General features: G+C 63.5%; 25 protein-coding genes. 18 read left to right on the top strand and 7 right to left on the bottom strand.

All coding sequences use genetic code 11. The annotated features are described in order from the left end of the window. Positions 1–4: 4 nt before the first annotated feature. The 4 genes from OKQ63_RS04360 to coxB all read right to left on the bottom strand — a co-directional run bounded on the left by OKQ63_RS04360 (position 5) and on the right by coxB (position 2,641). Positions 5–592, bottom strand: coding sequence for a cytochrome c oxidase assembly protein (locus OKQ63_RS04360; RefSeq protein ID WP_264212745.1), 588 nt, complete (start codon positions 590–592; stop codon positions 5–7). Beyond that, positions 592–756: a cytochrome c oxidase system small membrane protein gene (locus OKQ63_RS04355; protein WP_264212744.1), complete on the bottom strand. Its 165-nt coding sequence runs from the start codon at positions 754–756 to the stop codon at positions 592–594. The genes OKQ63_RS04360 and OKQ63_RS04355 overlap by 1 nt, the downstream gene beginning before the upstream one ends. A 1-nt stretch (position 757) precedes the next feature. Beyond that, positions 758–1,699, bottom strand: coding sequence for a heme o synthase (cyoE, locus tag OKQ63_RS04350; protein ID WP_264213874.1), 942 nt, complete (start codon positions 1,697–1,699; stop codon positions 758–760). Positions 1,700–1,795: 96 nt separating this feature from the next. Next, positions 1,796–2,641 (bottom strand): cytochrome c oxidase subunit II, encoded by an 846-nt coding sequence (gene coxB / locus OKQ63_RS04345; RefSeq protein ID WP_264212743.1) that lies wholly within the window; start codon positions 2,639–2,641, stop codon positions 1,796–1,798. A 194-nt stretch (positions 2,642–2,835) separates the two neighbouring features. Between coxB and tldD the strand changes: the two genes are divergently transcribed. The 3 genes from tldD (at position 2,836) to topA (ending at position 8,479) form a co-directional block, all read left to right on the top strand. After that, on the top strand, positions 2,836–4,257 hold the full coding sequence (gene tldD, locus OKQ63_RS04340; protein WP_264212742.1) for a metalloprotease TldD: 1,422 nt from the start codon (positions 2,836–2,838) through the stop codon (positions 4,255–4,257). A 241-nt stretch (positions 4,258–4,498) separates the two neighbouring features. Next, positions 4,499–5,677, top strand: coding sequence for a DNA-processing protein DprA (gene dprA, locus OKQ63_RS04335; RefSeq protein WP_264212741.1), 1,179 nt, complete (start codon positions 4,499–4,501; stop codon positions 5,675–5,677). A 195-nt stretch (positions 5,678–5,872) separates the two neighbouring features. After that, entirely contained in the window at positions 5,873–8,479 is a 2,607-nt protein-coding gene (topA, locus tag OKQ63_RS04330) for a type I DNA topoisomerase (protein WP_264212740.1), read from the top strand. Here the strand turns inward: topA and OKQ63_RS04325 are convergent. Then, positions 8,476–9,096: a TetR/AcrR family transcriptional regulator gene (locus tag OKQ63_RS04325; protein WP_264212739.1), complete on the bottom strand. Its 621-nt coding sequence runs from the start codon at positions 9,094–9,096 to the stop codon at positions 8,476–8,478. The two genes, topA and OKQ63_RS04325, sit on opposite strands and share 4 nt — an antisense overlap. Positions 9,097–9,128: 32 nt before the next feature. Between OKQ63_RS04325 and OKQ63_RS04320 the strand changes: the two genes are divergently transcribed. From OKQ63_RS04320 to OKQ63_RS04310, 3 genes are all read left to right on the top strand, one after another. Further along, on the top strand, positions 9,129–9,554 hold the full coding sequence (locus OKQ63_RS04320) for a VOC family protein (RefSeq protein WP_264212738.1): 426 nt from the start codon (positions 9,129–9,131) through the stop codon (positions 9,552–9,554). Between the two features lie 141 nt (positions 9,555–9,695). Beyond that, positions 9,696–10,418, top strand: a complete 723-nt coding sequence (locus OKQ63_RS04315) for a CoA transferase subunit A (protein ID WP_264212737.1) — start codon at positions 9,696–9,698, stop codon at positions 10,416–10,418. Continuing rightward, positions 10,418–11,047: a 3-oxoacid CoA-transferase subunit B gene (locus OKQ63_RS04310; protein ID WP_264212736.1), complete on the top strand. Its 630-nt coding sequence runs from the start codon at positions 10,418–10,420 to the stop codon at positions 11,045–11,047. The genes OKQ63_RS04315 and OKQ63_RS04310 overlap by 1 nt, the downstream gene beginning before the upstream one ends. 63 nt (positions 11,048–11,110) lie before the next feature. On the opposite strand, the gene OKQ63_RS04305 is transcribed toward OKQ63_RS04310, so the two are convergent. Next, positions 11,111–11,587 carry a hypothetical protein gene (locus OKQ63_RS04305; protein WP_264212735.1) on the bottom strand — a complete coding sequence of 159 codons (477 nt, stop codon included), beginning with the start codon at positions 11,585–11,587 and terminating at the stop codon, positions 11,111–11,113. Between the two features lie 140 nt (positions 11,588–11,727). After that, positions 11,728–12,531, bottom strand: coding sequence for a lytic transglycosylase domain-containing protein (locus tag OKQ63_RS04300; protein WP_264212734.1), 804 nt, complete (start codon positions 12,529–12,531; stop codon positions 11,728–11,730). 357 nt (positions 12,532–12,888) lie between these two features. Between OKQ63_RS04300 and OKQ63_RS04295 the strand changes: the two genes are divergently transcribed. The 12 genes from OKQ63_RS04295 to OKQ63_RS04240 all read left to right on the top strand — a co-directional run bounded on the left by OKQ63_RS04295 (position 12,889) and on the right by OKQ63_RS04240 (position 23,959). Beyond that, on the top strand, positions 12,889–13,068 hold the full coding sequence (locus OKQ63_RS04295) for a hypothetical protein (protein ID WP_264212733.1): 180 nt from the start codon (positions 12,889–12,891) through the stop codon (positions 13,066–13,068). Positions 13,069–13,469: 401 nt separating this feature from the next. Beyond that, positions 13,470–13,649 carry a hypothetical protein gene (locus OKQ63_RS04290; protein ID WP_264212733.1) on the top strand — a complete coding sequence of 60 codons (180 nt, stop codon included), beginning with the start codon at positions 13,470–13,472 and terminating at the stop codon, positions 13,647–13,649. A gap of 409 nt (positions 13,650–14,058) precedes the next feature. Continuing rightward, complete coding sequence (gene cpaB / locus OKQ63_RS04285) at positions 14,059–14,916, top strand: Flp pilus assembly protein CpaB (RefSeq protein WP_264212732.1); 858 nt, start codon at positions 14,059–14,061, stop codon at positions 14,914–14,916. Between the two features lie 215 nt (positions 14,917–15,131). Continuing rightward, the gene (locus OKQ63_RS04280; protein ID WP_264212731.1) at positions 15,132–16,538 is read left to right on the top strand and encodes a type II and III secretion system protein family protein; all 1,407 of its coding nucleotides are present in this window, start codon (positions 15,132–15,134) and stop codon (positions 16,536–16,538) included. 15 nt (positions 16,539–16,553) lie between these two features. Then, positions 16,554–17,183 (top strand): OmpA family protein, encoded by a 630-nt coding sequence (locus tag OKQ63_RS04275; RefSeq protein ID WP_264212730.1) that lies wholly within the window; start codon positions 16,554–16,556, stop codon positions 17,181–17,183. Between the two features lie 154 nt (positions 17,184–17,337). Then, positions 17,338–18,567 (top strand): CpaE/TadZ family protein, encoded by a 1,230-nt coding sequence (locus OKQ63_RS04270; RefSeq protein ID WP_264212729.1) that lies wholly within the window; start codon positions 17,338–17,340, stop codon positions 18,565–18,567. A 24-nt stretch (positions 18,568–18,591) separates the two neighbouring features. After that, on the top strand, positions 18,592–20,028 hold the full coding sequence (locus tag OKQ63_RS04265; RefSeq protein WP_264212728.1) for a TadA family conjugal transfer-associated ATPase: 1,437 nt from the start codon (positions 18,592–18,594) through the stop codon (positions 20,026–20,028). Next, positions 20,028–20,996: a type II secretion system F family protein gene (locus tag OKQ63_RS04260; protein WP_264212727.1), complete on the top strand. Its 969-nt coding sequence runs from the start codon at positions 20,028–20,030 to the stop codon at positions 20,994–20,996. Before OKQ63_RS04265 ends, OKQ63_RS04260 begins: the two co-directional genes overlap by 1 nt. 10 nt (positions 20,997–21,006) lie before the next feature. Then, the gene (locus tag OKQ63_RS04255; protein ID WP_264212726.1) at positions 21,007–21,987 is read left to right on the top strand and encodes a type II secretion system F family protein; all 981 of its coding nucleotides are present in this window, start codon (positions 21,007–21,009) and stop codon (positions 21,985–21,987) included. A gap of 2 nt (positions 21,988–21,989) precedes the next feature. Beyond that, positions 21,990–22,580, top strand: a complete 591-nt coding sequence (locus OKQ63_RS04250; protein ID WP_264212725.1) for a tetratricopeptide repeat protein — start codon at positions 21,990–21,992, stop codon at positions 22,578–22,580. 29 nt (positions 22,581–22,609) lie between these two features. After that, positions 22,610–23,458: a tetratricopeptide repeat protein gene (locus OKQ63_RS04245; protein WP_264212724.1), complete on the top strand. Its 849-nt coding sequence runs from the start codon at positions 22,610–22,612 to the stop codon at positions 23,456–23,458. Positions 23,459–23,461: 3 nt separating this feature from the next. After that, the gene (locus tag OKQ63_RS04240; protein ID WP_264212723.1) at positions 23,462–23,959 is read left to right on the top strand and encodes a prepilin peptidase; all 498 of its coding nucleotides are present in this window, start codon (positions 23,462–23,464) and stop codon (positions 23,957–23,959) included. Positions 23,960–24,103: the final 144 nt, after the last annotated feature.

The following is a 24,103-nucleotide window of genomic DNA, read 5'->3' as shown; positions in this document are numbered from 1 at the left end:
CGGCCTAGTTCGTGGTTGCGCCTGCCCCGGTGTTCACCCCGGTGTCGAGGGCGGCATAGCCCTCGGGCAGATCGATTTCATGGAACGTGTACGACAGCGTGATCGTATGCACGTATTTTGCGTCCCGGTCGTCAATGATTTCGGGATCCACATAGAAGGTCACGGGCATCTGCACCCGCTCCCCCGGCTGCAGCACCTGCTCGGTAAAGCAGAAGCAGTCGATTTTTTCAAAGAAATAGCCGGCCTGATAGGGCGTCACATTGTAGGACGCCTGGCCCGCAACCGGGCGGTCGGTCGGGTTGTAGGCCTCATAGAAGGCAAGACCGGTATCGCCCAGCTTGATCTCCATCTCGCGCTGGACCGGCTTGAATTCCCACGGCATGCCGCGTTCCTTGGAACCGTCAAAGCGCACCTTGATGGTCTGGTCCAGAACGGTGCCGGAACCGCCGCTGGCAACCTGGGTGACGCCGCCAAAGCCGGTGACCCGGCAGAACCAGTCGTAAAACGGCACCGAGGCCCAGGACAAGCCGCCCATCACGACGACCACGCCGACAAGCTGGAGCACGGTTTTCTGCGGACCTTGCAGCGCCATCAGTCCTGCTCCGCCTGTGCGTCCGGGAACTTGAAGCTGGCAGAGGTCACCTTGACCATGGTCAGCGCCAGCACCAGCACCACAAAGGCACCGAGCAAGATGCCCACACCCAGGTTGCGGCCCGAACGGCGCTTGTGAATTTCGTGTTCCTTGCGCAGCGCCATGTTACCAGCCTCCCAGCCCGTAGGGCTTCAGCAGGGCTTCGGCCAGGATCGCACCGAAGTGCAGGAACAGGTAGAGCAGCGACAGTTTGAAGAAGCTGCGCTCCACCTTGAAGTTGTCAGCCTCGGAATCGTCCTCGTCGCGGCGGGTGATCTTCCAGGCGCCATGCAGGAACAGCGTGTTCATCACCAGCGCAGCGGCCAGGTACAGCGGGCCGCCGATGCCCGAGAAGGCGGTGCCAACGGCCAGCACGGCCAGCAGTGCGGTGTAAACCAGGATATGGACGCGGGTGGCGCGGCGGCCGTGGGTCACGGTCAGCATCGGCACGCCGGCATCGTCGTAATCCGAGCGCATGAACAGCGCCAGCGCCCAGAAATGCGGCGGCGTCCACATGAAGGTCAAGAGGAACATCAGCCAGGGCTCGACCGACATGGTGCCGGTGGCCGCAATCCAGCCGATCACCGGCGGGAAGGCCCCGGCGGCACCGCCAATGACGATATTCTGCGGCGTCGCCCGTTTCAGCCACATGGTGTAGACCACCACGTAGAAAAAGATGGTGAAGGCCAGGAAGGCACCGGCAAAGACGTTGGCGGCCAGCGCCAGCATGATCACCGACAGGCCGGACAGCGCCAGGCCCAGCGCCAGCGCCTCGCCCGGCTCAACCTTGCCGGCGGGGATCGGGCGGCCCCTGGTGCGCTTCATCACCTTGTCGATGTCCGCATCCCACCACATGTTGAGCGCACCGGAAGCACCGCCGCCGATGGCGATGAACAGGATGGCGCTGAAGCCGATAACTGGATGCACCCCCACGGGGGCTGCCAGCAGCCCGACCAGAGCGGTGAACACAACCAGCGACATGACACGGGGTTTCAGCAGGGCGAAGTAATCGCCAAAACTGGCCTCGTCCTCATAGGCCCGGCTTGCGTTGATGCTTGCGTCGCTCATCTTGGGTCCTTTGGCGGCAACAGGTGCGCATTCCTGCGCACCCCGGTCTTGGTTCTGTTCCATATGGAGCTCCCTCAAGCTCCATATAGCCAGCTATCAGTTGGAGGCGACCTGGTAGGCCTGCGGGATGCCCGCGAATTCTTCCTTGGCGCCTGCCAGCCAGGCGTCATACTCTTCCTGGGTCACAACCTTGACGGTGATCGGCATATAGGCGTGGTCCTTGCCGCACAATTCGGAGCACTGGCCGAAATAGATGCCTTCCTTGCCCTCATCGACATTGAACCACAGCTCGGCCAGACGGCCCGGAACGGCGTCCTGCTTCACGCCGAAGGCCGGGATGGTCCAGGCGTGGATCACGTCAGCCGCGGTCACCTGCATCACGACGGTCTTGCCCGAGGGCACCACGACCGCGGTGTCGGTGGCCAGCAGCCATTCGTCCTCGGCATAGCCTTTCGCCGCCAGCTGGTCCTTGGGCAGCAGGAAGCTTTCGAAACCGAATTCCTCGTCGACATATTCATAGCCCCAGTACCACTGGTAGCCGGTCACTTTGATGGTGATGTCGCCTTCCGGGATTTCCTGCTGGGCAAACAGCTGCGGCAGCGAGAACGAACCGATGAACACCAGCACCAGGATCGGAACGACGGTCCAGGCGATCTCAACCGGGGTGTGATGAGTGAATTTTGCCGGGGTCGGGTTGGCGCGCTTGTTGAAGCGCAGAATAGCATAAAGCATCAGACCAGCAACAAAAACGCAGATCACGGTGATGATCACCAGGATCATGTAGTCCAGTTTCTGCAGGCCATCCGCCAGCGAGGTTGCCGCCGGCTGGAAGTTCAGCCCGCCGTCCACCGGCTTGCCAATGGTTTTCAGGCCTTCTTGCGCCATTGCTGGAAGGCTCGAAAGGCCGGCGAAAAGGCCCGAAAGCATCAAAGCGTTTTTCATGTTCTGTCCTGATCGGTTGATCGCATTGTTCCTGCGGCAGCACGAATGCGGGGAATCAATGATTCCACAAAACGCACCTGCCCCGTTGTCTTTGACGCCGCTTAAAATCATATTCGGGGGCACAGATAAAGAGGCAGCCAAGCGTCAAACCGTCGCTTTCTTGATTTAGATCAAAAAAATCTGAGGACCGTGCCATGGAAAACCCAGCCTTCCGTCCCTTCGAAACCGCGCTTCCCGAGGCTGAAGCGCTGGCCTGCTTGCGCGATGCGCTGAACGGTGCGGAGGATGGCGAGATCTTTGCCGAGCGCCGAAAGTCCGAGGCGCTGTCCTTTGATGACGGGCGGCTGCGCAGTGCCAGCTATGATGCCTCCGAAGGGTTTGGTTTGCGGGCGGTGAACGGCGATGTGGCGGGCTACGCCCATTCCACCGATGTCTCCATCGCCTCGCTGAAACGGGCGGCAGAGACTGCGAAACTGGCGGTGGGGACAGGCGGCGGCACCTATTCGGATGCGCCGCAGGCCACCAACGCCAGGCTTTACACCGATGCCGACCCGATCAGCGCCCTGCCGTTTCCGGTGAAGGTGGAGACTTTGCGGGAAATTGATGCCTATGCGCGTGATCTGGATCAACGCGTGGTGCAGGTGTCGGCGTCACTGGCTGCTTCGCTGCAGGAAGTGGAAATCCTGCGTGCGGACGGCGCGCGGGTACGCGACATCCGCCCGATGGCCAGGCTCAACGTTTCGGTGATCGTGGAAAAGGACGGCCGCCGCGAAAGCGGCTCGGCGGGCGGCGGCGGGCGGCTGGGCCTGGACGGGCTGGTCGATCCCAAGCACTGGCAGGCCCAGGTGCAGGAGGCGCTGCGGATAGCCCTGGTCAACCTGGACGCGGTCCCTGCCCCTGCGGGCGAGATGGACGTGGTGCTTGGCCCCGGCTGGCCCGGCATTCTGCTGCATGAGGCGATCGGCCACGGGCTGGAGGGAGACTTCAACCGCAAGGGGTCTTCGGCCTTTGCCGGGCTGATGGGGCAGCAGATCGCGGCCAAGGGCGTTACCGTGCTGGATGACGGCACCATTCCGGACCGGCGCGGCTCGATCACCGTGGATGACGAAGGCACGCCCAGCCAGAAGACCACGCTGATCGAGGACGGGGTGCTGGTCGGCTTCATGCAGGACCGCCAGAATGCCCGGCTGATGGGGGTCTCCCCGACCGGCAACGGGCGGCGGCAGAGCTATGCCCATGCGCCGATGCCGCGGATGACCAACACCTACATGCTGGGCGGCGATGCCGTTCCGGGCGATCTGGTGGCGGGCATCAAGGACGGCATCTGGGCTGTGGGTTTTGGCGGCGGCCAGGTGGACATCACCAACGGCAAGTTCGTGTTCTCCTGCACCGAAGCCTACAGGGTGAAGGACGGCAAGGTCGGAGCACCAGTCAAGGGCGCTACGCTGATCGGCGACGGCGCCACCGCGCTCAAGCAGATCCGCGGACTCGGCAACGACATGGCGCTGGACCCCGGCATGGGCAATTGCGGCAAGGCCGGGCAGTGGGTTCCGGTCGGTGTCGGCCAGCCCTCGGTGCTGATCGGCGGCCTGACCGTGGGCGGCTCAGCGGCCTGAGACAGGGCGCAAATTTTCTGCAAAACCATGTCTCAGCCATGATTTTCCGGGCCGCAAAACAGTGTTTCCGGCCCGGATTGCAACGAACCGCTTCGAGCAACATATTGGAAGGGCGGCATTTTTTCGGCCAGCATGGCAACTTCGGACAATTTTCGAAGGATCTCCAAAAAACCGCTCCGCGTTCACCACCTGTTAACCCCCTTAAGGTTAATTCTGGTTCTGCAAACAGGCGGAGCTGCGGATGACCGAAGAAGCACATTCTTCCACTCACCCCCCACTCCCACCCACCACGGAAGATACCCGGTATTCCTGGCTTCGCCTTTTGCGCTCCAAGCGGGTCGGTCCGGTGACGTTTCACCGCCTGCTCGCCGAATACGGTTCAGCGCAGAATGCGCTGGATGCGTTGCCCGAAGTGGCACGCTCCGCAGGCATTAAAGGGTATGAAACATGCCCCGTCGAAGCGGTGGACGCCGAAATTAAGGCCGCAAAAGCCGCAAAAGCGCGGCTTTTGTGCATTCTGGACCCTGAATACCCCGATCTTCTTGCCGGCTTGAAGGATGCGCCTCCGCTACTGTGGGCGATCGGCGATCTTGCCGTGCTGGCGCGTCCGATGGTTTCCCTCGTCGGGGCACGCAATGCGTCCTCCCTCGGCCTGCGCATGGCCAGGTCGCTGGCGCAGAACCTGGGCGAGGCGGGATGTGCCGTGGTCTCCGGCATGGCCCGCGGCGTGGACACTGCGGCCCACCAGGCGGCGTTGGAAACCGGAACAATTGCGGTGCTGGCTGGCGGCGCCGATGTGGTTTACCCGGCGGAAAACGCGCGGCTGGCACAGGAAATTTCTGAAACCGGACTGCGGCTGTCGGAACAGCCGCTGGGCCAAACGCCCCGGGCCCGCGACTTCCCCAAGCGCAACCGCATCATCGCCGGCATGTCCCGCGCCGTCGTGGTGGTGGAGGCGGCGGCGAAATCCGGCAGCCTGATCACCGCCCGGGACGCGCTTGATTACGGGCGCGAGGTGCTGGCGGTGCCCGGCCACCCGTTCGATGCCCGCAGTTCCGGCTGCAACCGGCTGATCCGCGATGGCGCCCTGCTGATCCGCAATGCCGCCGATGTGCTGGAGGCGCTGCCGCCGCATGACCCTGCCCCGGCGGCCCGTTCATCGCGAAGCCTGCCGCAGGCCCTGGCAGACCTGCCCCCGCCGCCGCCCGAGCGGCGCAGCCTGGCGCAGACTCATGCCCTGCATCAGCAGATCCTCGGCAGGCTCGGTCCCACTCCCACACCCGAAACCGACCTGCTGCGCGATCTCTCCCTGCCGCCGCAGCAGCTGGCCCCGGCCCTGACAGATCTGGAGCTGGAAGGCGCAATCCGCCGCCAGCCGGGCGGGTTTCTGTCCAAGGCCCTTCGGGAAGCCGATGACTGAATCCCTGCGCCCTGCCCCGGTGGAACCGGCCAGGGCGGCCCGCCGCTGACCGGCGCCAACGACCGCCGCAGCGCCACAGCAAACGGCCCGCTTCGCGCCGCGTCCAATGCACCCGGATTGACATTCTCCCCTTGCGCCCCACATCCTGCCCCGCCATAGAACCCGATGAAGCGGTCCGAAGAGGTATCAGAATTTATGCCAGTAGTTGTTGTCGAATCCCCGGCCAAAGCAAAAACAATCAATAAGTATCTTGGCTCTGACTATACGGTTCTGGCGTCTTACGGGCATGTGCGCGATCTGCCGGCCAAGGATGGCTCGGTCGATCCGGAGGCGGATTTCGGCATGACCTGGGAGGTCGGCAATGATTCCCGCAAGCACGTCAAGGCGATTGCCGACGCGCTGAAAGACGACAATGCGCTGATTCTCGCCACCGACCCCGACCGCGAGGGAGAGGCGATCAGCTGGCACCTGCAGGAGGCGCTGACCAAGCGCCGCTCGATCAAGAAGGACACCGCGGTCAGCCGGGTGACCTTCAACGCGATCACCAAGGAAGCCGTGACCGAGGCGATGCAGAACCCGCGCCAGGTCGACATGCCGCTGGTGGAGGCCTATCTGGCCCGCCGCGCGCTGGACTATCTGGTGGGCTTCAACTTGTCGCCGGTCTTGTGGCGCAAGCTGCCCGGCGCGCGCTCCGCCGGGCGGGTACAGTCGGTCTGCCTGCGTCTGATCGTCGAGCGCGAGATGGAGATCGAGGCCTTCAACCCGCAGGAATACTGGTCTGTCCGAGCCCAGCTGGCGACCCCGCGCGGCCAGGAATTCGAAGCCCGTCTGACGGTGCTGGGCGGTGAAAAGCTCGACAAGTACAGCCTCAAGACCTCCACCGCCGCCGAGCTGGCGGTGCAGGCGGTTGCCTCGCGCAAACTCAAGGTGCTGTCGGTCGAGGCCAAGCCTGCGGCGCGCAACCCCTCTGCCCCCTTCATGACGTCCACCCTGCAGCAGGAGGCCAGCCGCAAGTTCGGCATGGGCGCGCGCCAGACGATGAACGCGGCCCAGCGGCTTTATGAAGCCGGCTACATCACCTATATGCGGACCGACGGCATCGACATGGCGCCGGAGGCCGTGCAGGAGGCCCGCGCCGAGATCGAAAAGCGCTATGGCGCCGAATATGTCCCCTCCAGCCCGCGGATCTACAAGAACAAGGCGAAGAACGCCCAGGAAGCGCACGAATGCATCCGCCCCACCGACATGAGCCGCGATGCCAAGGCGCTGAAGGTGACGGACGACGACCAGCGCAAGCTCTATGACCTGATCTGGAAGCGCACCCTGTCCTGCCAGATGGAAGGCGCGCGGCTGGAGCGCACCACCGTCGACATCGGCTCCGATGACCAGCAGGTCGTGCTGCGCGCCACCGGCCAGGTGATGCTGTTCGACGGCTTCATGCGCGTCTATGAAGAAGGCCGCGATGATGTTGCTGACGAGGACGACAAGCGCCTGCCGCAGATCATGGAAGGCGAAGCGCTGAAGTTTGCCTCCTCCCTGGCGGCGCAGGCCGAGAAGGCGGGCAAGGAGGCATCTGTGCTGTCCCAGGACGGCGCCGTGCTGGCCCTGCAGCACCACACCCAGCCGCCGCCGCGTTATACCGAGGCAACGCTGGTCAAGCGGATGGAAGAGCTGGGCATCGGCCGCCCCTCGACCTATGCGTCAGTGATCACCACGATCCAGGACCGCGAATATGTCCGCAAGGAAAAGAACCGCCTGTTCCCCGAGGACAAGGGCCGGATCGTCACCATCTTCCTCCTGAACTTCTTCCGCAAATACGTCGGTTACGAGTTCACCGCCAACCTGGAGGAAGAACTCGACGACGTGAGCGCAGGCGAGCGCGACTACAAGGATATCCTGGGCCGGTTCTGGCGCGATTTCTCCGCCGCCATTGCCGAAACCTCCGAGCTGCGCATTACCGAGGTGCTGGACGTGCTGGACGCCGCACTTGCACCGCAGCTGTATCCGCCCCGCGAAGACGGCACCGACCCGCGGATCTGCCCGAAATGCGGCCAGGGCCAGCTGCATCTGAAGACCTCGCGCACCGGCGGATTTGTCGGCTGCGGCAACTATCCGGAATGCACCTACACCCGGCCGATCGCCGGCGAAGGCGCCGATGGCGACGAGCGCCTGCTGGGCATGGACGGCGAGGATGAGATCCACCTGAAATCCGGCCGCTTCGGCCCCTATGTGCAGCGCGGAGAGGCAACGCCCGAGAACAAGAAGCCGCCGCGCGCCAGCCTGCCCAAGGGCTGGAACAAGGACGACATGGACCTCGAAAAGGCGCTGACGCTGCTGAGCCTGCCGCGCCAGATCGGCGAGCATCCCGAGGGCGGTGTGATCTCCTCCAACTTCGGCCGCTTCGGCCCCTACCTGATGCACCAGCTGCCGGAAGAGGAAAAGCCGGTCTATGCCAACCTCAAGGACCCCAATGACGTCTTTGAAATCGGCATGAACCGGGCGGTGGAGCTGCTGGCGGAAAAACGCGCCAACCCGGGCCGCCGCGGCAGCCGGGCCGCTGCCAAGCCGCTGAAGGAACTGGGCGACCACCCGGACAGCGGCGGCGCCATCAACATCATGGACGGGCGCTACGGGCCGTATGTCAAATGGGAGAAGGTGAACGCCACCCTGCCCAAGGACGTGGAGCCGAAGGACGTGACCATGGAGATGGCGGTGCAGCTGATTGCCGAGAAATCCGCCAAGGGCGGCAAGAAAAAGGCAGCGCCCAAGAAGAAGGCCGCCGCCAAGAAAGCCTCGACCTAAGGCATCGGGCGGATGGCGGCGCGCATCAGTGCCGCCATCGCCGCCTCAAAGGGCGCAGCAGCTGCGCCTTCGGCAATGGCAAGCGCGCCCCTGTCAAAGGCCGCCGACAACACCACCGCCAGGGCATCGAGCGCGGCCGCATCAAGACCGGTGCCGGCAGCCGCCAGCCCGGCCCGCAAGGCGCCGCGCCCCCCGCCCGCATCAATGCCGTCCATAACGGCGGCGCCCAGCACGGCCGGCCCGTCCACGAGCAATATGCGCGCGCGTCCCGGCACGGCCATTGCGCCGAAAAACGCCCGGCTGCCGGCCTCCAGCCCCTCCCCGCCCGGCATCTGAGCCGCAGCCTCAATCGCTTGGGTAACCGCTTGGGCCTCAGCCTCGGCAACGGCGCGGAACAGCGCCTCCTTGCCATCAAAATGGTGATAGAGCGCGCCGCGGGTGACATCCGCCGCCCTGACGATTTCGGGTGTCGATGTCTCTGCGTAGCCTTTTTCTGCGAACAGGATCCGGGCAGCGGCGATCAGCCGCTCGCGCATGGCCGCGCGGCGCGCGGCATTTGAAACGGGGGCATTTTCCTCTTGCATACATGCAGCCTGTATGTTTAATTTCACATACATACAGACTGTATGCTTTTCAGGAGAGGTGCAACATGAAAGTGACCCAATACTACCCGGTACTGCAGACCAGCGACGTCGCGGGCACCGCCGCCTTTTACCAAACCCATTTTGGGTTCCGGCCGGCGTTTGACTCTGACTGGTATGTGCATCTTCAGTCTGCCGCCGATCCCGCCGTGAACCTGGCCATTCTGGACGGCAGCCATGAGACGATCCCCGAAGCCGGGCGCGGCAACAGCGCCGGCGTAATCCTGAATTTCGAGGTGGCGGACGCCGCCGCCGAATACACCCGGCTGACTGGCGCTGGCCTGCCGGTGCTGAAGCCGCTCACCGACGAGGCCTTTGGCCAACGGCACTTCATCACCGCGGACCCGAATGGCGTGCTGATCGACGTGATCACCCCGATCCCGCCCGGCGCGGAGTTCGCGGCGCAATATGCCGAAGACGCCCTGCCCTCGTGAGACCGCCAAATACCCGCCAGGCCGCCGTTCCGCACCGGCTGCCTGGCGCTCAGTAGAAATACGCAAACTTCTCCGTATCGTTGACTTGTGCCCGCCCCGGCGTCAGAACCACATCCAAACGGTAGTTGTTGGGAGAACTCCATGAAGAAGGTATATTCCAGCGCCGCTGAAGCGCTCGACGGGCTGCTTCACGACGGCATGTTCATTGCCGCGGGCGGCTTTGGCCTCTGCGGCATTCCCGAACTCCTCCTGCAGGCGATCAAGGACGCAGGCACCAAGGATCTGACCTTTGCCTCCAACAATGCGGGTGTGGATGATTTCGGTATCGGCATCCTGCTGCAGACCCGGCAGGTGAAGAAGATGATCTCGTCCTACGTGGGCGAGAATGCGGAATTCATGCGCCAGTATCTGAGCGGCGAACTGGAGCTGGAGTTCAACCCGCAGGGCACCCTGGCCGAGCGCATGCGCGCAGGCGGCGCGGGCATCCCGGGCTTTTTCACCAAGACCGGCGTGGGCACCGTGATTGCCGAGGGCAAGCTTGAAAAGCAGTTCCCCACCGGTCCGGACGGCGCGATGCAGGACTACATCATGGAAGAAGGCATTTTTGCCGACCTCGCCATCGTGAAGGCCTGGAAAGCAGACGAGACCGGCAACCTGGTGTTCCGCAAGACTGCGCGCAATTTCAACGCGCCGGCCGCGACCTGCGGCAAGGTCTGCGTTGTGGAAGTGGAAGAGATCGTGCCGACCGGTTCGCTGGACCCGGATTCGATCCACCTGCCCGGCATCTATGTCCACCGGATCATTCAAGGGCAGCACGAGAAACGCATCGAACAGCGCACCGTCCGTCAGAAGGAGCAAGCATAATGCCTTGGGACCGCAATCAGATGGCGGCACGCGCCGCGCAGGAACTGCAGGACGGCTGGTATGTGAATCTGGGCATCGGCATCCCGACGCTGGTCTCCAACTACATCCCCGAAGGTGTGGAAGTCACCCTGCAATCGGAGAACGGCATGCTGGGCATGGGCCCCTTCCCCTATGAGGGCGAAGAGGATGCCGACCTGATCAACGCGGGCAAGCAGACCATCACCGAACTGCCGCAGACCGCCTATTTCGACTCGGCACAGTCCTTTGCGATGATCCGCGGCGGCAAGATTGCCATGGCGATTCTGGGCGCGATGGAAGTCGCGGAGAACGGCGATCTGGCGAATTGGATGATCCCCGGCAAGCTGGTCAAGGGCATGGGCGGCGCCATGGATCTGGTGGCCGGCGTCGGCCGCGTGGTGGTGGTGATGGACCACACCAACAAGCACGGCGACAGCAAGGTGCTGAAAGACTGCACCCTGCCGCTGACCGGCAAGGGCGTGGTCGACCGGATCATCACCAACCTGGGCGTTCTGGATGTTGTGGACGGCGGGCTGAAGATCGTCGAGCTGGCCGAGGGCGTCAGCGAGGACGAGCTGCGCGCGTCGACCCTGGCCACGATCGTGGACTGATCCTGTTCACTTTCCGAAACAGGAATAGGCCCGCCCGTTCTCAGGCGGGCCTTTTTTTGCGGCTCAAACCCCTGCGGCAAACCCTGGCCTGGGCTGAGGCCGAAGCGTGTGCCACACGGCGCCTTCCGGCGGGTTGACGATTTCATACATATACACGCGCTTGTCGTACCAGTTGACAACCTTCTCCTGCCCGTCCTCGAATACCACGACGCAATAGCTGCCGCTGGCCGGATCGCAGCTGTCGCGGCCCAGCCAGGTGACAACGACCGGATCGACCAGGTTGCGCTTGAACAGGACCGTGGCCTTGGTCATCTTGCCCGAGGCATAAAGCCCGCCGGCAAACAGCGCCGCCGCCAGCAGGATGAAACCGGTCCCCGAGAAGTTCCGGAACGGGTTGGCCTTTGCAAGTCCCGGCGCAAAGGCAACAAAGACCATCCGCCCGAAAAACCCAACAAATGCGATGGTTCCGATCAGGGCAATATTGCCGGTCATCTCCTGCGAACCCGCGGCCACTGCCGCCGGATCAATACCTATATCCAAAATCTGCCTCCAATGGCTTAAAACCTGTGAATACCCGCCAGAAACCAGCCGATTCAGGCGAAAAAATGGTCCGCCGGCGGTGACAGCGGAAATTTACCGGAAAAACATGATATCAAGAAGTTGGCAGGCTGGTTGCGGCCCTATTTCATCACCCGGAAGACACAACCGTCCGAGATCAGTTGAGGCGGTGTCATGCACAGGCCGCGCGCCACATTATAGGCCGCCAGAACCTTCGGCACGTAATCGCGCGTCTCGGCAAAGGGCGGCACCCCCTTGTGGCTGCGCACCGCGCCTTCGCCCGCGTTATAGCCTGCCAGCACCAGCATCGGATCGCCGCCGAATTCGCCCATCAGCCAATCGAGATACCGGATGCCGCCGGAAATGTTCTGCTGCGCCTCCAGGGCATCCGTCACCCCGAAGCGCGCGGCCGTGTCGGGCATCAGCTGCATCAGGCCTTGGGCGCCGGCCGCACTGGTTGCGTCCGCCCGGCCTGCGGATTCGATGGCAATCACCGCCAGTACCAGCGCAGGCGACACATTGGTGCCGGCGCTTTCGGTCAGTATCTGCACGCCGCGCTGTTGGGCGATCTCCTGCATCAGCTGCAGCCGCGGCGCTGCCGGATTCTTGGCCCCGGTCAGCGCCTGCAACGCATCGTCCAGACGGCCGGGACCGGCGTTCTCGAGTCCAGGCGCGATCTTGTCCCAGAACCAGCCATAGCGGCCGGCCGCCGGCACGGCTTCTTTTCCGGGCGTGTCCAGCGGCAGCGCGGCAGTCTCCGGTTCCGGCTCGATCTGCACGGTAATGCGGTTGCCGGTTCCGGGAGCCGGCGGCTTGATCCGCTTTGCCTCGAACTGGGGAAAGGGTTTCGGCGGAGCCTCCTGCCCCAAGGCAGCCAATGGCATAGCACCGGCTGCCAGTGCCAGAACTGCGTTTCGGAAAGCCATTGCTCGGTCTGCCTGCGGTTTCAGTTTTCATCAGACTCGGAGACTTGGTCCCTGAAAGCCAGCTTTTCCGCCCCAGAATCTGGCGCATTCGCCATATTTCCCCTCAGCTGGCGCGGAAATGCCACGGGGCGGCACAGGGTAATAGAAAATTAATCCAGCAGAATCAACAGAGTGAGGCGTTTCTTGCCGAAAAGTAAAAATTGGGCGGCGATTTCCGGCTTTCAGCCCAAATCCTGCCACGCTGCACTGGCTATATGAACTCATCCAAGCCGGACAGTGGTCAAGCAGGTGAGAGAGCGGACCCTGGCGAGATGGCAGGATAGTGCAAATTCTGAGATCCTTTGGAGGGACCAAACCATGATCAAATTCTTCAAAAACTTCCGCAAAGACGAATCCGGCGCCGTGACTGTCGACTGGGTTGTGCTGACCGCCGCGGTTGCTGCTCTGGCAGGTGTTGTCTACACCGCCATCGAAGACGGCGCTTCGGACCTGACCAGCAGCACCGGCGACTTCCTGTCCGATCAGGCCCCGACCTGATAACGCGAAAGCGGTTTCCTACTGCCGCTTGCCAGGCCGCCCCGACGTGGGCGGCCTTTTCTGTTGCACGCAGCTGCATTCCTCGTTGCAAAGATCCGGCCGTTTCCCTGACTGCTGGCCGGCGAGTCGCCAGGGCGGCCATGCCAATGTGCAGCCGCACCCCGGGAACACCTCAAAAGCAACCCGCCGGGAACTGTTTTATCATTTATAATCAATTGGATATTAGAAACCTTCCCTTTCCTCGCTTTAGGGCGAAAAACACAGGATTACGCCCCATTAACGCCCCATTCACAAAGCTTAATAGGCTTATCACCCGGCGGGCAGGCCAGAAGGAGAGAGCTGGCCAGATCCCCCGGCGGGGCAGATTGAAATATTCCAGTTTCCTTTGGAGGGACCAAACGATGATCAAATTCTTCAAAAACTTCCGCAAAGACGAATCCGGCGCCGTGACTGTCGACTGGGTTGTGCTGACCGCCGCGGTTGCCGCTCTGGCAGGTGTTGTCTACACCGCCATCGAAGACGGCGCTTCGGACCTGACCAGCAGCACCGGCGACTTCCTGTCCGATCAGGCACCGACCTAACCGCGGGCTAAGATCGCAAGCGGCACCGGGATCTGCCGGTGCCGCCCCTGCCCCCGAAATCGTTTTGGCAGCGAGGTTCAGAACATGAAAAAGCTACGGTCATATGTTGCAAACGATGACGGTGCAGTAACCGTCGATTGGGTTGTTTTGTGCGCTGCAATCGTCGGAATGGCTGCTCTGATTGCGGCCGCCATGGAAGATGGCGCCCTGGGCGCGGCAGAGGCGATAGCCGCCTATATGTCCAATTGGTCTTTCGGCTGACGCCGACGGAAACGGCTGTTCACAGCCCGGCCGGTCCCAGGCCTTGCGGCTGACCGGCAAAAGGCCGTCGGCCCCGCAGCGCTTTGAATAATCCTGCAGCCGGTTCTGCCCCGCAGAACGCCGGCTCCAGTTGATGAGAGGTAACACAATGCGTGCAGTTTTCGGACTTGTGCTGATTGTCGGTGTCGCCCTCGCAGGCGGCGCCGTGATGATGGCCAAGAACTATATCTCGGCCTACCAGAATGAATTGGCGCGCGAACGCGCCGCCCGCGCCGAAGCGGTGCCGACGGTGGATGTCTTTGTCGCCACCAAGGCCCTGAAATACGGCGAGCGGCTGGCCAAGGACGCGGTCCGCGCCGTGCGCTGGCCGGAAAACGCAATTCCGGAGGGGGCCTTCACCTCCCTCGAGGCCCTTTTCCCGCCGCATGAGGGCGACAAGCTGCGCGTGGTGCTGCGCGCCATGGAGGCCGATGAGGCCATCATGGCCATCAAGGTCACCGCCCCGGGCGAGGACGCGGGCATCACCTCGCGGCTGCAGCGCGGCATGCGCGCCTTTGCCATCAAGGTCGACGTGTCGTCCGGCGTCTCGGGCTTCCTGCGCCCTGGCGACAAGGTGGACGTCTACTGGACCGGCATGATGCCCGGCGCCGGCAGCGCCCGCGGCGAGGTCACCCGCCTGATCGAAACCAATGTGGAGCTGGTGGCCGTCGACCAGAGTGCGGGCGGCGACATCAATGAAGCCGTTATTGCCCGCACCGTCACCGTTGCGGCCAAGCCCGTGCAGGTGGCCGCACTGGCCCAGGCGCAGACCACCGGCCGGTTGTCGCTGGCGCTGGTCGGTGCCGGGGATGACACCATCGCAACCATGGTCGAAGTGGACCAGCGCACATTGCTGGGTCTGGGCGCCCTCGAAGCGCCGCAAGAGGTGGAACAGGAAAAGGTCTGCACAATCCGGACCCGGCGCGGAGCCGAAGTTGTAGCAATCCCGATCCCCTGCGCCAACTAGGAAATCCATTTCCGCACAGACCGTTACATGGTTCAGCCGTCTCTTTTCAGCAAGGGGCGGCTGAAGTGCCTGTTGCGCAGGCCCCACAATGGCGCCTGTGCAGGAACAGCCCGGAAGCCATTGATTCTTGCAATAATTCGGGATCTGCACCACAGTGCCTGAAAGAGCGGGCAAGAAGACCCGGATTTTGAGGCGTGATCGGAAAGGCAGGTCACATGGGAATGAGACGGTTCGTGGCGGCGGCCTTGATGGGGCTATCGCTTATTGGCATGCCGCAAGCAGATGGGGCATCGGCGCAATCCTTGCGGGTGGTGAAAAAGGGCACGGCGGCAACGCTGGACGTGCCGATGAACCGCGCTGTGGTAGTGGAAAGCGAGACGCCTTTTGCCGAGCTCAGCATCGCCAACCCCAGCATTGCGGATATCTCGTCGCTGTCCGACCGCACCATCTATGTGCTCGGCAAATCGCCGGGGCTGACCACGCTGACGCTGCTCGACGGCTCCGGTCGGCTGATCACCAACGTCGATGTGCGGGTCGCCGCGGACGTGACCGAGTTCAAGCAGCGCCTGCGCCAGATCCTGCCCAACGAGAAGATCGAAGTGCGCACCGCCAATGACGGCATCGTGCTGTCCGGCACCGTGTCCAGTTCGGCACGGCTGCAGCGGGCGCTGGACCTCGCGGAACGCTACGCGCCCGAACGGGTCAGCAACCTGATGTCGGTGGGCGGCGTGCAGCAGGTGATGCTCAAGGTCCGCTTTGCCGAAATGCAGCGCTCGGTCTCGAAATCGCTGAGCGCCTCGCTGGGCTTCAACGGCGGCACCGGCAACGGCCGCACCGGCGGCTACAACACCCTGAACACCTCCGGCGCGCTGGCCAATTCGCTGGCGGGCAATATCCCGGCCGCCAATGAAAACACCGGCGCCTTCCTGTTCGGCTTCAACGCGGGTTCCGTGCAGGTCAGCCTGCTGCTGGAAGCGCTGGAGCAGAAAGGGGTCGTGCGCACACTGGCAGAACCCAACCTCTCCGCCCTGTCGGGGCAGGAGGCCAAGTTCCTGGCCGGCGGCGAATACCCGGTTCCGGTGGCGCAGGAAGACGGCGTCATCACCGTTGAGTTCAAACCCTTCGGTATCGAGCTGAACTTCATTCCGCGGGTGATTGACGGCGATCTGATCAATCTGGAACTGAACGCGGCGGTGTCGGCCATCGACCCCTCCAACTCGCTGGAGCTGGCAGGCCTCACCATTGACGCCTTCTCGCGCCGGGAAACCTCCACCACCGTGGAAATGCGCGACGGCGAGAGCTTTGCCATTGCCGGGCTGATCCGCGACGAATTCCTCGACAACTCCTCGCAGCTGCCCTGGCTGGGCGATGTGCCGGTGCTGGGTGCGCTGTTCCGCAGCGCCGATTACCAGCGCGAGCAGACCGAGCTGGTGATCATCATCAGCGCCCATCTGGTGACCCCGACCCGCGGCGAGGCGCTGACGCTGCCGACCGACCGGGTGGCACCGCCGAGCGAAAAGGACCTGTTCCTGTTCGGGCGCACCTCCCGCACCAAGAACGGCCCGGCTGCCGAAGTGGCCAAGCAGGATTTCAACGGCTCTTACGGCTACGTGCTGGACTGACAAGGAGTGGCACAGATGATCAGAACCGCTGCAATTCTCGGCCTTCTCCTGACCGCAGCCGCCTGCGAGAAGGAAGCCGGGCGCGAACTGAACCGCCAGGGCACCTTTGGCGAGGCGACCCTCAACAACGCGGCGGTGATGAGCGGCGAGCGCAGCTTTGCCATCCAGCTGGCCAGCCGGTTCGCCAAGGAAGTGCCCGCAACGATCAATTTCGACTTTGACAGCGCCGGGCTGGATCAGGCGGCCCGCACGGTGCTGGACCAGCAGGCACATTGGATCAAGCAGTTCCCCGAAGTGCGTTTCCGGGTCTTCGGCCACACCGACGCAGTGGGCAGCAACGCCTACAACAAGGCCCTCGGCCTGCGCCGGGCCCGCGCGGCGGTCAACTACCTGGTGTCACGCGGCATCAGCCGCAGCCGGCTGGAAGCTGTGGTGTCCCACGGCGAGACCCAGCCGCTGATCCCGACGCCCGAGCGCGAACGCCGCAACCGCCGGACGGTGACCGAGGTAAGCGGCTTCCTCAAGCGCCACCCGTCGGTGCTCGACGGCAAATATGCCCAGATCATCTACCGCGAATATCTGGAAAGCGCGATTCCGGGCACCACGCTGACGGAACAGAAGGCCCTGGAGCGCTCGCTGCAGTAGGCGGATCGCGCCGTACCGCAGTTACGAAATAGCAACAATTCCCCATATTTGGGGATTTTTGGCCCCAATATCGCCTAGATTGCCACCGACATTGTTTCCAAGAGGCGGACTGTGCCCATGGCCCGGTCCGCCCATGTGAACAAGGATGATGGCGATGAGCAGCGGTATGCCGCAAACAGAAACACCTGCAATTGTTGCCTGTACAATCAGCCGCGACGTGCAGAACTTCGACCTCCTGATCGAGGACATGGAATCCGCTTTGGGAGAGGCCTGGGGAGATCTGGGCTTCACCGAGGCGCTGGCCTTCTTCAGTCAGACCGAAGCTGAACCGCTGCAGTTTGTTGCCCTGGCCATCGACAGCGCCGACGAGGGCGATCTGCCGCTGATGGGCGAAATCATCACCCAGGCCAAGGCCCGCGGCATCAAGGTGATCCTGATTGCCGAGGACGTGACCCCGGCCGCATTGCACACGCTGCTGCGCCAGGGCGCGGATGAGTTTGTCCCCTACCCGCTGCCCGAGCAGGAACTGCAGGCCGCCATCGAACGGCTGCAGGCACCGAAACCCGCGGCAGAACAGAACCCGCATCAGCTGCAGTCCGGCAGCCAGCGCGAAGGCGCGGTGGTCGTCTGCCACGGGCTGGCCGGCGGCACCGGCTCCACCACCATGGCGGTCAACCTCGCCTGGGAGCTTGCCGCGCTCAGCGAGCGGGACGAGCCCAGCGTCTGCCTGCTGGATCTGGATCTGCAGCATGGCTCGGTCTCGACCTACCTTGACCTGCCCCGCCGCGAGGTGGTGATGGAGATGCTCAGCGAATCCGAGAACATCGACGAGGATCTGTTCGGCCAGGCGCTGCTGCCGTTCCAGGAAAAGCTGCAGGTTCTGACTGCCCCGGCCGAAATGGTGCCGCTGGACCTCTTGTCGCCCGAAGACATCACCCGGGTGATTGAGATGGCGCGCAGCCACTTCGATTTTGTCGTTGTCGACATGCCGCACACACTGGTGCAATGGTCCGAAACGGTGCTGAGCCTGGCCCATGTCTATTTTGCGATGATCGAACTGGACATGCGCTCCGCCCAGAACGCCTTGCGCATGAAGCGGGCGCTGCAGTCCGAGGACCTGCCGTTCGAAAAGCTGCGCTTTGCCCTGAACCGGGCACCGAAATTCACCGATCTCACGGGGAAAAGCCGGGTCAAACGGATGGCGGAATCCCTGAGCATCTCGATCGACCTGCAGCTGCCCGATGGCGGCAAGCCGGTTCTGCAGAGCTGCGACCACGGGCTGCCGCTGGCCATTTCGGCGGCGAAGAACCCCTTGCGCAAGGAAATCGCCAAGCTCGCAGCATCGCTGCATGAGCTGGGCCGGAGTGAAGCAGAAGCCGCCTGAGCGGTTTGAAACGGGGGTGAGTTGATGTTTTCCAAGTACAAGAAGCAAGCCGCGAAACCTGCCGCACCGGCACCGGAGCCGGCAGCGGCACCGTCAGCGGCTGCCGCACCCGCTGCCAGCCTGCGGCGGCCGGTGCAGCGCAAGGCGGCCGAAGCGCAGCCGATGGACAAGGACCGCAAGCGCAAGGAGCGGCTGAGCGAGATCAAGATCCAGCTGCACCGGGACCTTCTGGAGAACCTGAACCTGGCCGCGTTGGAGCGCGCGGGCGAATCGGAACTGCGCTCCGAGATCGCCACCATTGCAACCGAGATCCTGGCCGAGAAAAGCATCGTCCTGAACCGCGAGGACCGCCAGCAGCTGAACAAGGAGCTGTACGACGAGGTGACCGGCCTTGGCCCCCTGGAAGCGCTGCTGCAGGACGAGACGGTCAGCGACATCCTGGTCAACGGCCCGCATCAGATCTTTGTCGAGCGTGAAGGCAAGCTGGAGCTTTCGGACATTGCCTTCAAGGATGAGAAGCACCTGATGCGGATCATCGACAAGATCGTCTCCGCCGTGGGCCGCCGGGTCGATGAATCCAACCCCTATGTGGACGCCCGCCTGGCCGATGGCTCGCGCTTCAACGCGATGGTGCCGCCGGTTGCGGTGGACGGCTCGCTGGTATCGATCCGGAAGTTCAAAAAAGACAAGCTCGGCATCGACGACCTGGTGCAATTCGGCGCCTTCACCGAGGAGATGGCCGCCTATCTGCAGGCCGCGGTCTCGACCCGGCTGAACGTCATTGTCTCGGGCGGCACCGGTTCGGGCAAAACCACCACGCTGAATGCGCTGTCCAGCTTCATCGACAATGCCGAACGCATCCTGACCATCGAGGACACCGCGGAACTGCAGCTGCAGCAGACCCATGTGGGCCGGATGGAAAGCCGCCCGCCCAACGTCGAGGGCAAGGGCGAGGTCAGCCCCCGCGACTGCCTGAAGAACGCCCTGCGGATGCGTCCCGACCGCATCATCGTCGGCGAAACCCGCGGCGAGGAAGTCATCGACATGCTGCAGGCGATGAACACCGGCCACGACGGTTCGATGACCACGATCCACGCCAACTCCGCCCGCGACGGGATTTCGCGTCTGGAGAACATGATCGCCATGGCCGGGATCGAGATGCCGATCAAGGCGGTGCGCAGCCAGATTGCGTCAGCTGTGAACCTGATCGTGCAGGCCTCGCGCCTGCAGGACGGCTCGCGCCGGATGACCTCGATCACCGAGATCACCGGCATGGAGGGCGACGTGATCTCGATGCAGGAAATCTTCCGCTTCCAGCGTGTCGGGCTGACGCCGGACAACAAGATCATCGGCCATTTCACCGCCACCGGCGTGCGCAGCCACTATTCCGAGCGCTTCCGTCTCTGGGGCTTCGACCTGCCGGCCTCGATCTATGAACCCACCGTGATGGAGAAGCGCTGATGCAACTGAGTGCCGAACCGCTCATCTACGGCCTGATCTTCTTCGGGGTTCTGGCGCTGGTCGAAGGCCTGTATCTGTTCACCTTCGGCAAATCCATCAGCCTCAACAGCAAGGTCAACCGCCGGCTGGAGATGATGGAGAAGGGCAGCAACCGCGAGCAGGTGCTGGAGCAGCTGCGCAAGGAGCTGGGCCAGCATGCCCGGTCGCAGTCGATCCCGCTTTATTCGCTGTTGTCGGAGCGGGCGCAGAAGGCGGCCATCGCCTTTTCCCCCAAGCAGCTGATTATGATTATGGCCGGCCTGGCAGCGATTGCCTTCGTCGGCCTCAGCATCGGCACCTCGGCCCCCCTGCCCGTCCGCATCCTGGGATCCGTCATCATCGGGGTCGGCGCCGTGTTCTTTTGGGTCAACAAGAAGGCCGCCAAGCGGATGTCGATGATCGAGGAGCAGCTGCCGGACGCGGTCGAGCTGATGGTGCGCAGCCTGCGCGTCGGCCATCCCTTCACCTCGGCGGTGCAGATCGTCGCCAATGAGGTCGAAGACCCGCTGGCCACCGAATTCGGCATCATTTCCGATGAATGCGCCTATGGCCGCGATGTGGGCGAGGCGCTCAAGGAAATGGCCGAGCGCCTGGACATGCAGGACATGCGCTTTCTTGCGGTGGCCGTGACCATCCAGCAGCAATCGGGCGGCAACCTGGCCGAGGTTCTGGCAGGCCTCGCCAAGGTGATCCGCGCCCGCTTCCGCCTGTTCCGCCGGGTGAAGGCAATCACCGCCGAGGCACAGTGGTCGGGCAAGTTCCTGTCGGGTTTCCCGCTGTTCTGCCTGATCGGCATCCTGGTCAAGGACCCCAACTACTATGACACCGTTCTGGACCACCCCTGGTTCATCCCGGCCTGCTTTGCCGTGGGCGTGATGCTGACCGCCAACCTGTTTGTCATGCGCATGCTGACCAACATCAAAGTCTGAGGAGGGGCCCGTGGATTTTCTGACCGGAATAAACGATTACCTGACTTCGCAGTTCGGCGAGCTCGGCCCGCTGCTGGCGCTTGGCATAGCCGGGCTCTTCATGATCCTGCTGGCAGTGCCGCTGCTGCTGAACCAGCCTGAGGACCCGCTCAAGAAGCTGCAAAAGAACATCGCGCCGGAAACCCGGAACAAGCCGCAGAAAGAGCGGCTGCGCCAGTCCAACCGCAACGAGCAGCTGCAAAAGTTCGCGGGCTTCCTGGAACCGCAGAACGCCGATGAGCTTTCGGCGATGGAGCTGAAGCTGCGCCAGGCGGGCTATCACTCCAAGGACTCGGTGCGCCTGTTCCACTTTGCGCAATTTGCGCTCGGCCTGCTGGGCCTGCTGGGCGGGCTGTTCTTTGTCTATGTGCTGAAGGCCGATACCGATTTTGACAGCCAGCAGATGGCGATCCGCATCGTCGGACCCGGCGCGGCCGGCTACATGCTGCCGAAATACTGGATCACCCGCCGCATCGAGGAGCGCAAGCAGAAGATCACCGAAGGTTTCCCGGACGCGCTGGACATGATGCTGGTCTGCGTCGAGGCCGGCCAGTCTCTGGACCAGGCGATTGTGCGCGTCGCCAAGGAGCTGCACGCCTCCTTCCCGGACCTGGCCGAGGAATTCGAGGTTGTCGCCTATGAGATGAAGGCGGGCAAGGAGAAGGACAAGGTGCTGCGCGACATGGGCACCCGCTGCGGGGTGCAGGATGTCTCTTCCTTTGTCACCGTGATGATCCAATCCGCCAGCTTCGGCACCTCGATCGCCGATGCGCTGCGGGTTTATGCCGGGGAAATGCGTGACAAGCGTGTGATGCGCGCCGAAGAGGCCGCAAACAAGTTGCCCGTGAAGATGACCCTTGCCACAATGGGGCTGACAGTCCCGCCGCTGCTGATCATCCTGGTCGGCCCGTCGGTGCAGGGCATCATGAATATGGGCAACGCAGGCAACTGAACATGACATCAAGAGGACGGGCCGCGCCTGTCCGCCTCAGCCGCGCTCTTGCCGCCGCCAGCGTTGTTGCGCTGGCGGCGGCATGTGCGCCGGGCGGTCTGAAGCAGGACAAGGGCAGCCCCTGGGCACCCGGCGCCGATCACCGCCAGCAGGCGGCAAGCGGGCTGGTGGTGGGCCACAGGCTGATGGCCGCCGGCGAATATGAACTGGCGCTGGAGGCCTTTACCCGCGCCGCCCTCGGTCAGGGGCTGACGGCCGAGGTGCTGTCGGGCATGGGGTCCGCCAAGCTGGGTCTGCGGCGGCTGGGTCAGGCGGAGGAGCTCCTGCGCCAGGCGGTGGATGCGGATCCTGCCTGGCCCGAGCCGATGAACAACCTTGGCGTCGTGCTGATGGAGCGCGGCAAGACCCCGGAGGCGGTGCAGGTCTTCCAGCGCGCCTATGCGCTTGACAATGGCGAAAGTGACGCAATCCGCGATAATTTGCGCCTGGCACTCGCAAAACTGGAAAATCCCACGCATACTGAGCCGCAAAACCAAGATTATAAATTGGTGCGGCAGGGCGGCGGCAGCTACCTGATTCGCCAAGCACCATGACAGAGGCAGAGCAGTAAAAGGACGCACCAATGCGCCAGCAGTTTTTCCTATCCGCTTCTCTGGCAGGGGCGCTGGTCCTGTCGGCCTGCGCGGACAAAGCCGATGAAACCGTGGAACGGGCCTTTCAGGAAGTGAACGTCATCGACGAGAGCAATCTCAATGACGTCATGCTGACAGTGGCCGACCCGAACGAGGCGGTCGCTCATTTCCAGCGGACGCTGAAATCCGCCCCGGAGCGCATCGACCTGCAGCGCGGCCTGGCGCATTCGCTGATCCGCGCCAAGCGCACAACCGAAGGCACCGCCGCCTGGAAAAAAGTGGTGTCGATGAAAGGCGCCAACAGCGAGGATCATGTGCAGCTGGCCGGCGCGCTGGTGCGCGGCGGCGAATGGGACGCGGCGAAGGCCGAGCTGGATCAGGTTCCGCCCACCCACGAAACCTATGAGCGCTACCGGCTGGAGGCCGTGGTGGCTGACGCCAGCAAGGACTGGAAACGCGCCGACAGCTTCTATGAAATTGCCGCCGGGCTGACCACCAAGCCGGCCAAGGTGATGAACAACTGGGGGTACTCCAAGCTGACCCGCGGTGATTTCGCCGGCGCCGAGCGGCTGTTCGGTGAAGCGATCCGGCAGGACCAGACCCTGTTCACCGCCAAGAACAACCTGGTGCTGGCCCGCGGCGCGCAGCGCATTTACACCCTGCCCGTGATCCCGGTTGACCAGTCCGAACGCGCGCTGCTGCTGCATACGCTGGCGCTGTCTGCGATCAAGCAGGGCGACGTGACCACCGGCGAAAACCTGCTGCGCGAGGCGATTGAAACCCATCCGCAGCACTTCGAAGAAGCCTCGCGCTCGCTGGCGGCGCTGGAAAACGGCTGATCCATGCAGTTCCCGGCCCATGCCGCCCTGTGGTTCCTGCCGTTGGTGCTGCCGTTGTGCTACACGGTGGCACTGACAGACCTGCGCGGCATGCGCATTCCCAATTGGGCGGTGGACGTACTGGCGGTGATCTATGTCGCGGCCGGCGCCCTGGTGATGCCCAGCTGGGCGGATTACGGCTGGCACCTGCTGCATCTGCCGGTCGGCATCGGCCTCGGGTTCCTGTTCTACTCGGCCGGCGCCATCGGCGCCGGTGACGCCAAGTTCGCCGGTGCCGCCGCCCCGTTCTTTGCGCTTGGCGACCTGCGGCTGCTGATGATCGTCTTTGCCGCCACCCTGCTGGCCGGCTTCACCGCGCACCGGATTGCCAAGCATACGCCGCTGCGCCGGCTGGCGCCGCATTGGCAAAGCTGGGAAACCGGAAAAAGCTTTCCGATGGGGCTGTGTCTTGGCGCCACGCTGGCGCTCTACCTGATCCTGGCGGCGCTCTTCGGGCGCTGAGGCGGCCGCGGGCGGTCTGCGCCGGTCCTCAAAACTTTCCCGGTTTTATGGCCGCCTCCGCGGAAATGCTGCAGCTCTGCCCCGCTGTTGCCACAGTGCTGAATAATCTGTTTGCGTAGCCGCCCCGCACGTTCCGGGGCCGAA

This window comes from Leisingera thetidis (genome assembly GCF_025857195.1).
Lineage (GTDB): Bacteria > Pseudomonadota > Alphaproteobacteria > Rhodobacterales > Rhodobacteraceae > Leisingera > Leisingera thetidis.
Note: the sequence above shows the minus strand (reverse complement) of the source record. Positions and strands in the feature narration are given on the sequence as shown.

Bases quoted from the DNA above. Each gene is read 5' to 3' on its own strand.
- cyoE (WP_264213874.1), bottom strand. From the start codon at position 1,699: ATGAGCGACGCAAGCATCAACGCAAGCCGGGCCTATGAGGACGAGGCC.
- OKQ63_RS04275 (WP_264212730.1), top strand. From the start codon at position 16,554: ATGATCAGAACCGCTGCAATTCTCGGCCTTCTCCTGACCGCAGCCGCC.
- OKQ63_RS04355 (WP_264212744.1), bottom strand. From the start codon at position 756: ATGGCGCTGCGCAAGGAACACGAAATTCACAAGCGCCGTTCGGGCCGC.
- OKQ63_RS04250 (WP_264212725.1), top strand. From the start codon at position 21,990: ATGACATCAAGAGGACGGGCCGCGCCTGTCCGCCTCAGCCGCGCTCTT.
- OKQ63_RS04310 (WP_264212736.1), top strand. From the start codon at position 10,418: ATGCCTTGGGACCGCAATCAGATGGCGGCACGCGCCGCGCAGGAACTG.
- OKQ63_RS04260 (WP_264212727.1), top strand. From the start codon at position 20,028: ATGCAACTGAGTGCCGAACCGCTCATCTACGGCCTGATCTTCTTCGGG.
- OKQ63_RS04295 (WP_264212733.1), top strand. From the start codon at position 12,889: ATGATCAAATTCTTCAAAAACTTCCGCAAAGACGAATCCGGCGCCGTG.
- cpaB (WP_264212732.1), top strand. From the start codon at position 14,059: ATGCGTGCAGTTTTCGGACTTGTGCTGATTGTCGGTGTCGCCCTCGCA.
- dprA (WP_264212741.1), top strand. From the start codon at position 4,499: ATGACCGAAGAAGCACATTCTTCCACTCACCCCCCACTCCCACCCACC.
- OKQ63_RS04245 (WP_264212724.1), top strand. From the start codon at position 22,610: ATGCGCCAGCAGTTTTTCCTATCCGCTTCTCTGGCAGGGGCGCTGGTC.
- tldD (WP_264212742.1), top strand. From the start codon at position 2,836: ATGGAAAACCCAGCCTTCCGTCCCTTCGAAACCGCGCTTCCCGAGGCT.
- topA (WP_264212740.1), top strand. From the start codon at position 5,873: ATGCCAGTAGTTGTTGTCGAATCCCCGGCCAAAGCAAAAACAATCAAT.
- OKQ63_RS04315 (WP_264212737.1), top strand. From the start codon at position 9,696: ATGAAGAAGGTATATTCCAGCGCCGCTGAAGCGCTCGACGGGCTGCTT.
- OKQ63_RS04270 (WP_264212729.1), top strand. From the start codon at position 17,338: ATGAGCAGCGGTATGCCGCAAACAGAAACACCTGCAATTGTTGCCTGT.
- OKQ63_RS04290 (WP_264212733.1), top strand. From the start codon at position 13,470: ATGATCAAATTCTTCAAAAACTTCCGCAAAGACGAATCCGGCGCCGTG.
- OKQ63_RS04240 (WP_264212723.1), top strand. From the start codon at position 23,462: ATGCAGTTCCCGGCCCATGCCGCCCTGTGGTTCCTGCCGTTGGTGCTG.
- OKQ63_RS04360 (WP_264212745.1), bottom strand. From the start codon at position 592: ATGGCGCTGCAAGGTCCGCAGAAAACCGTGCTCCAGCTTGTCGGCGTG.
- OKQ63_RS04300 (WP_264212734.1), bottom strand. From the start codon at position 12,531: ATGGCTTTCCGAAACGCAGTTCTGGCACTGGCAGCCGGTGCTATGCCA.
- OKQ63_RS04325 (WP_264212739.1), bottom strand. From the start codon at position 9,096: ATGTATGTGAAATTAAACATACAGGCTGCATGTATGCAAGAGGAAAAT.
- coxB (WP_264212743.1), bottom strand. From the start codon at position 2,641: ATGAAAAACGCTTTGATGCTTTCGGGCCTTTTCGCCGGCCTTTCGAGC.
- OKQ63_RS04280 (WP_264212731.1), top strand. From the start codon at position 15,132: ATGGGAATGAGACGGTTCGTGGCGGCGGCCTTGATGGGGCTATCGCTT.
- OKQ63_RS04265 (WP_264212728.1), top strand. From the start codon at position 18,592: ATGTTTTCCAAGTACAAGAAGCAAGCCGCGAAACCTGCCGCACCGGCA.
- OKQ63_RS04320 (WP_264212738.1), top strand. From the start codon at position 9,129: ATGAAAGTGACCCAATACTACCCGGTACTGCAGACCAGCGACGTCGCG.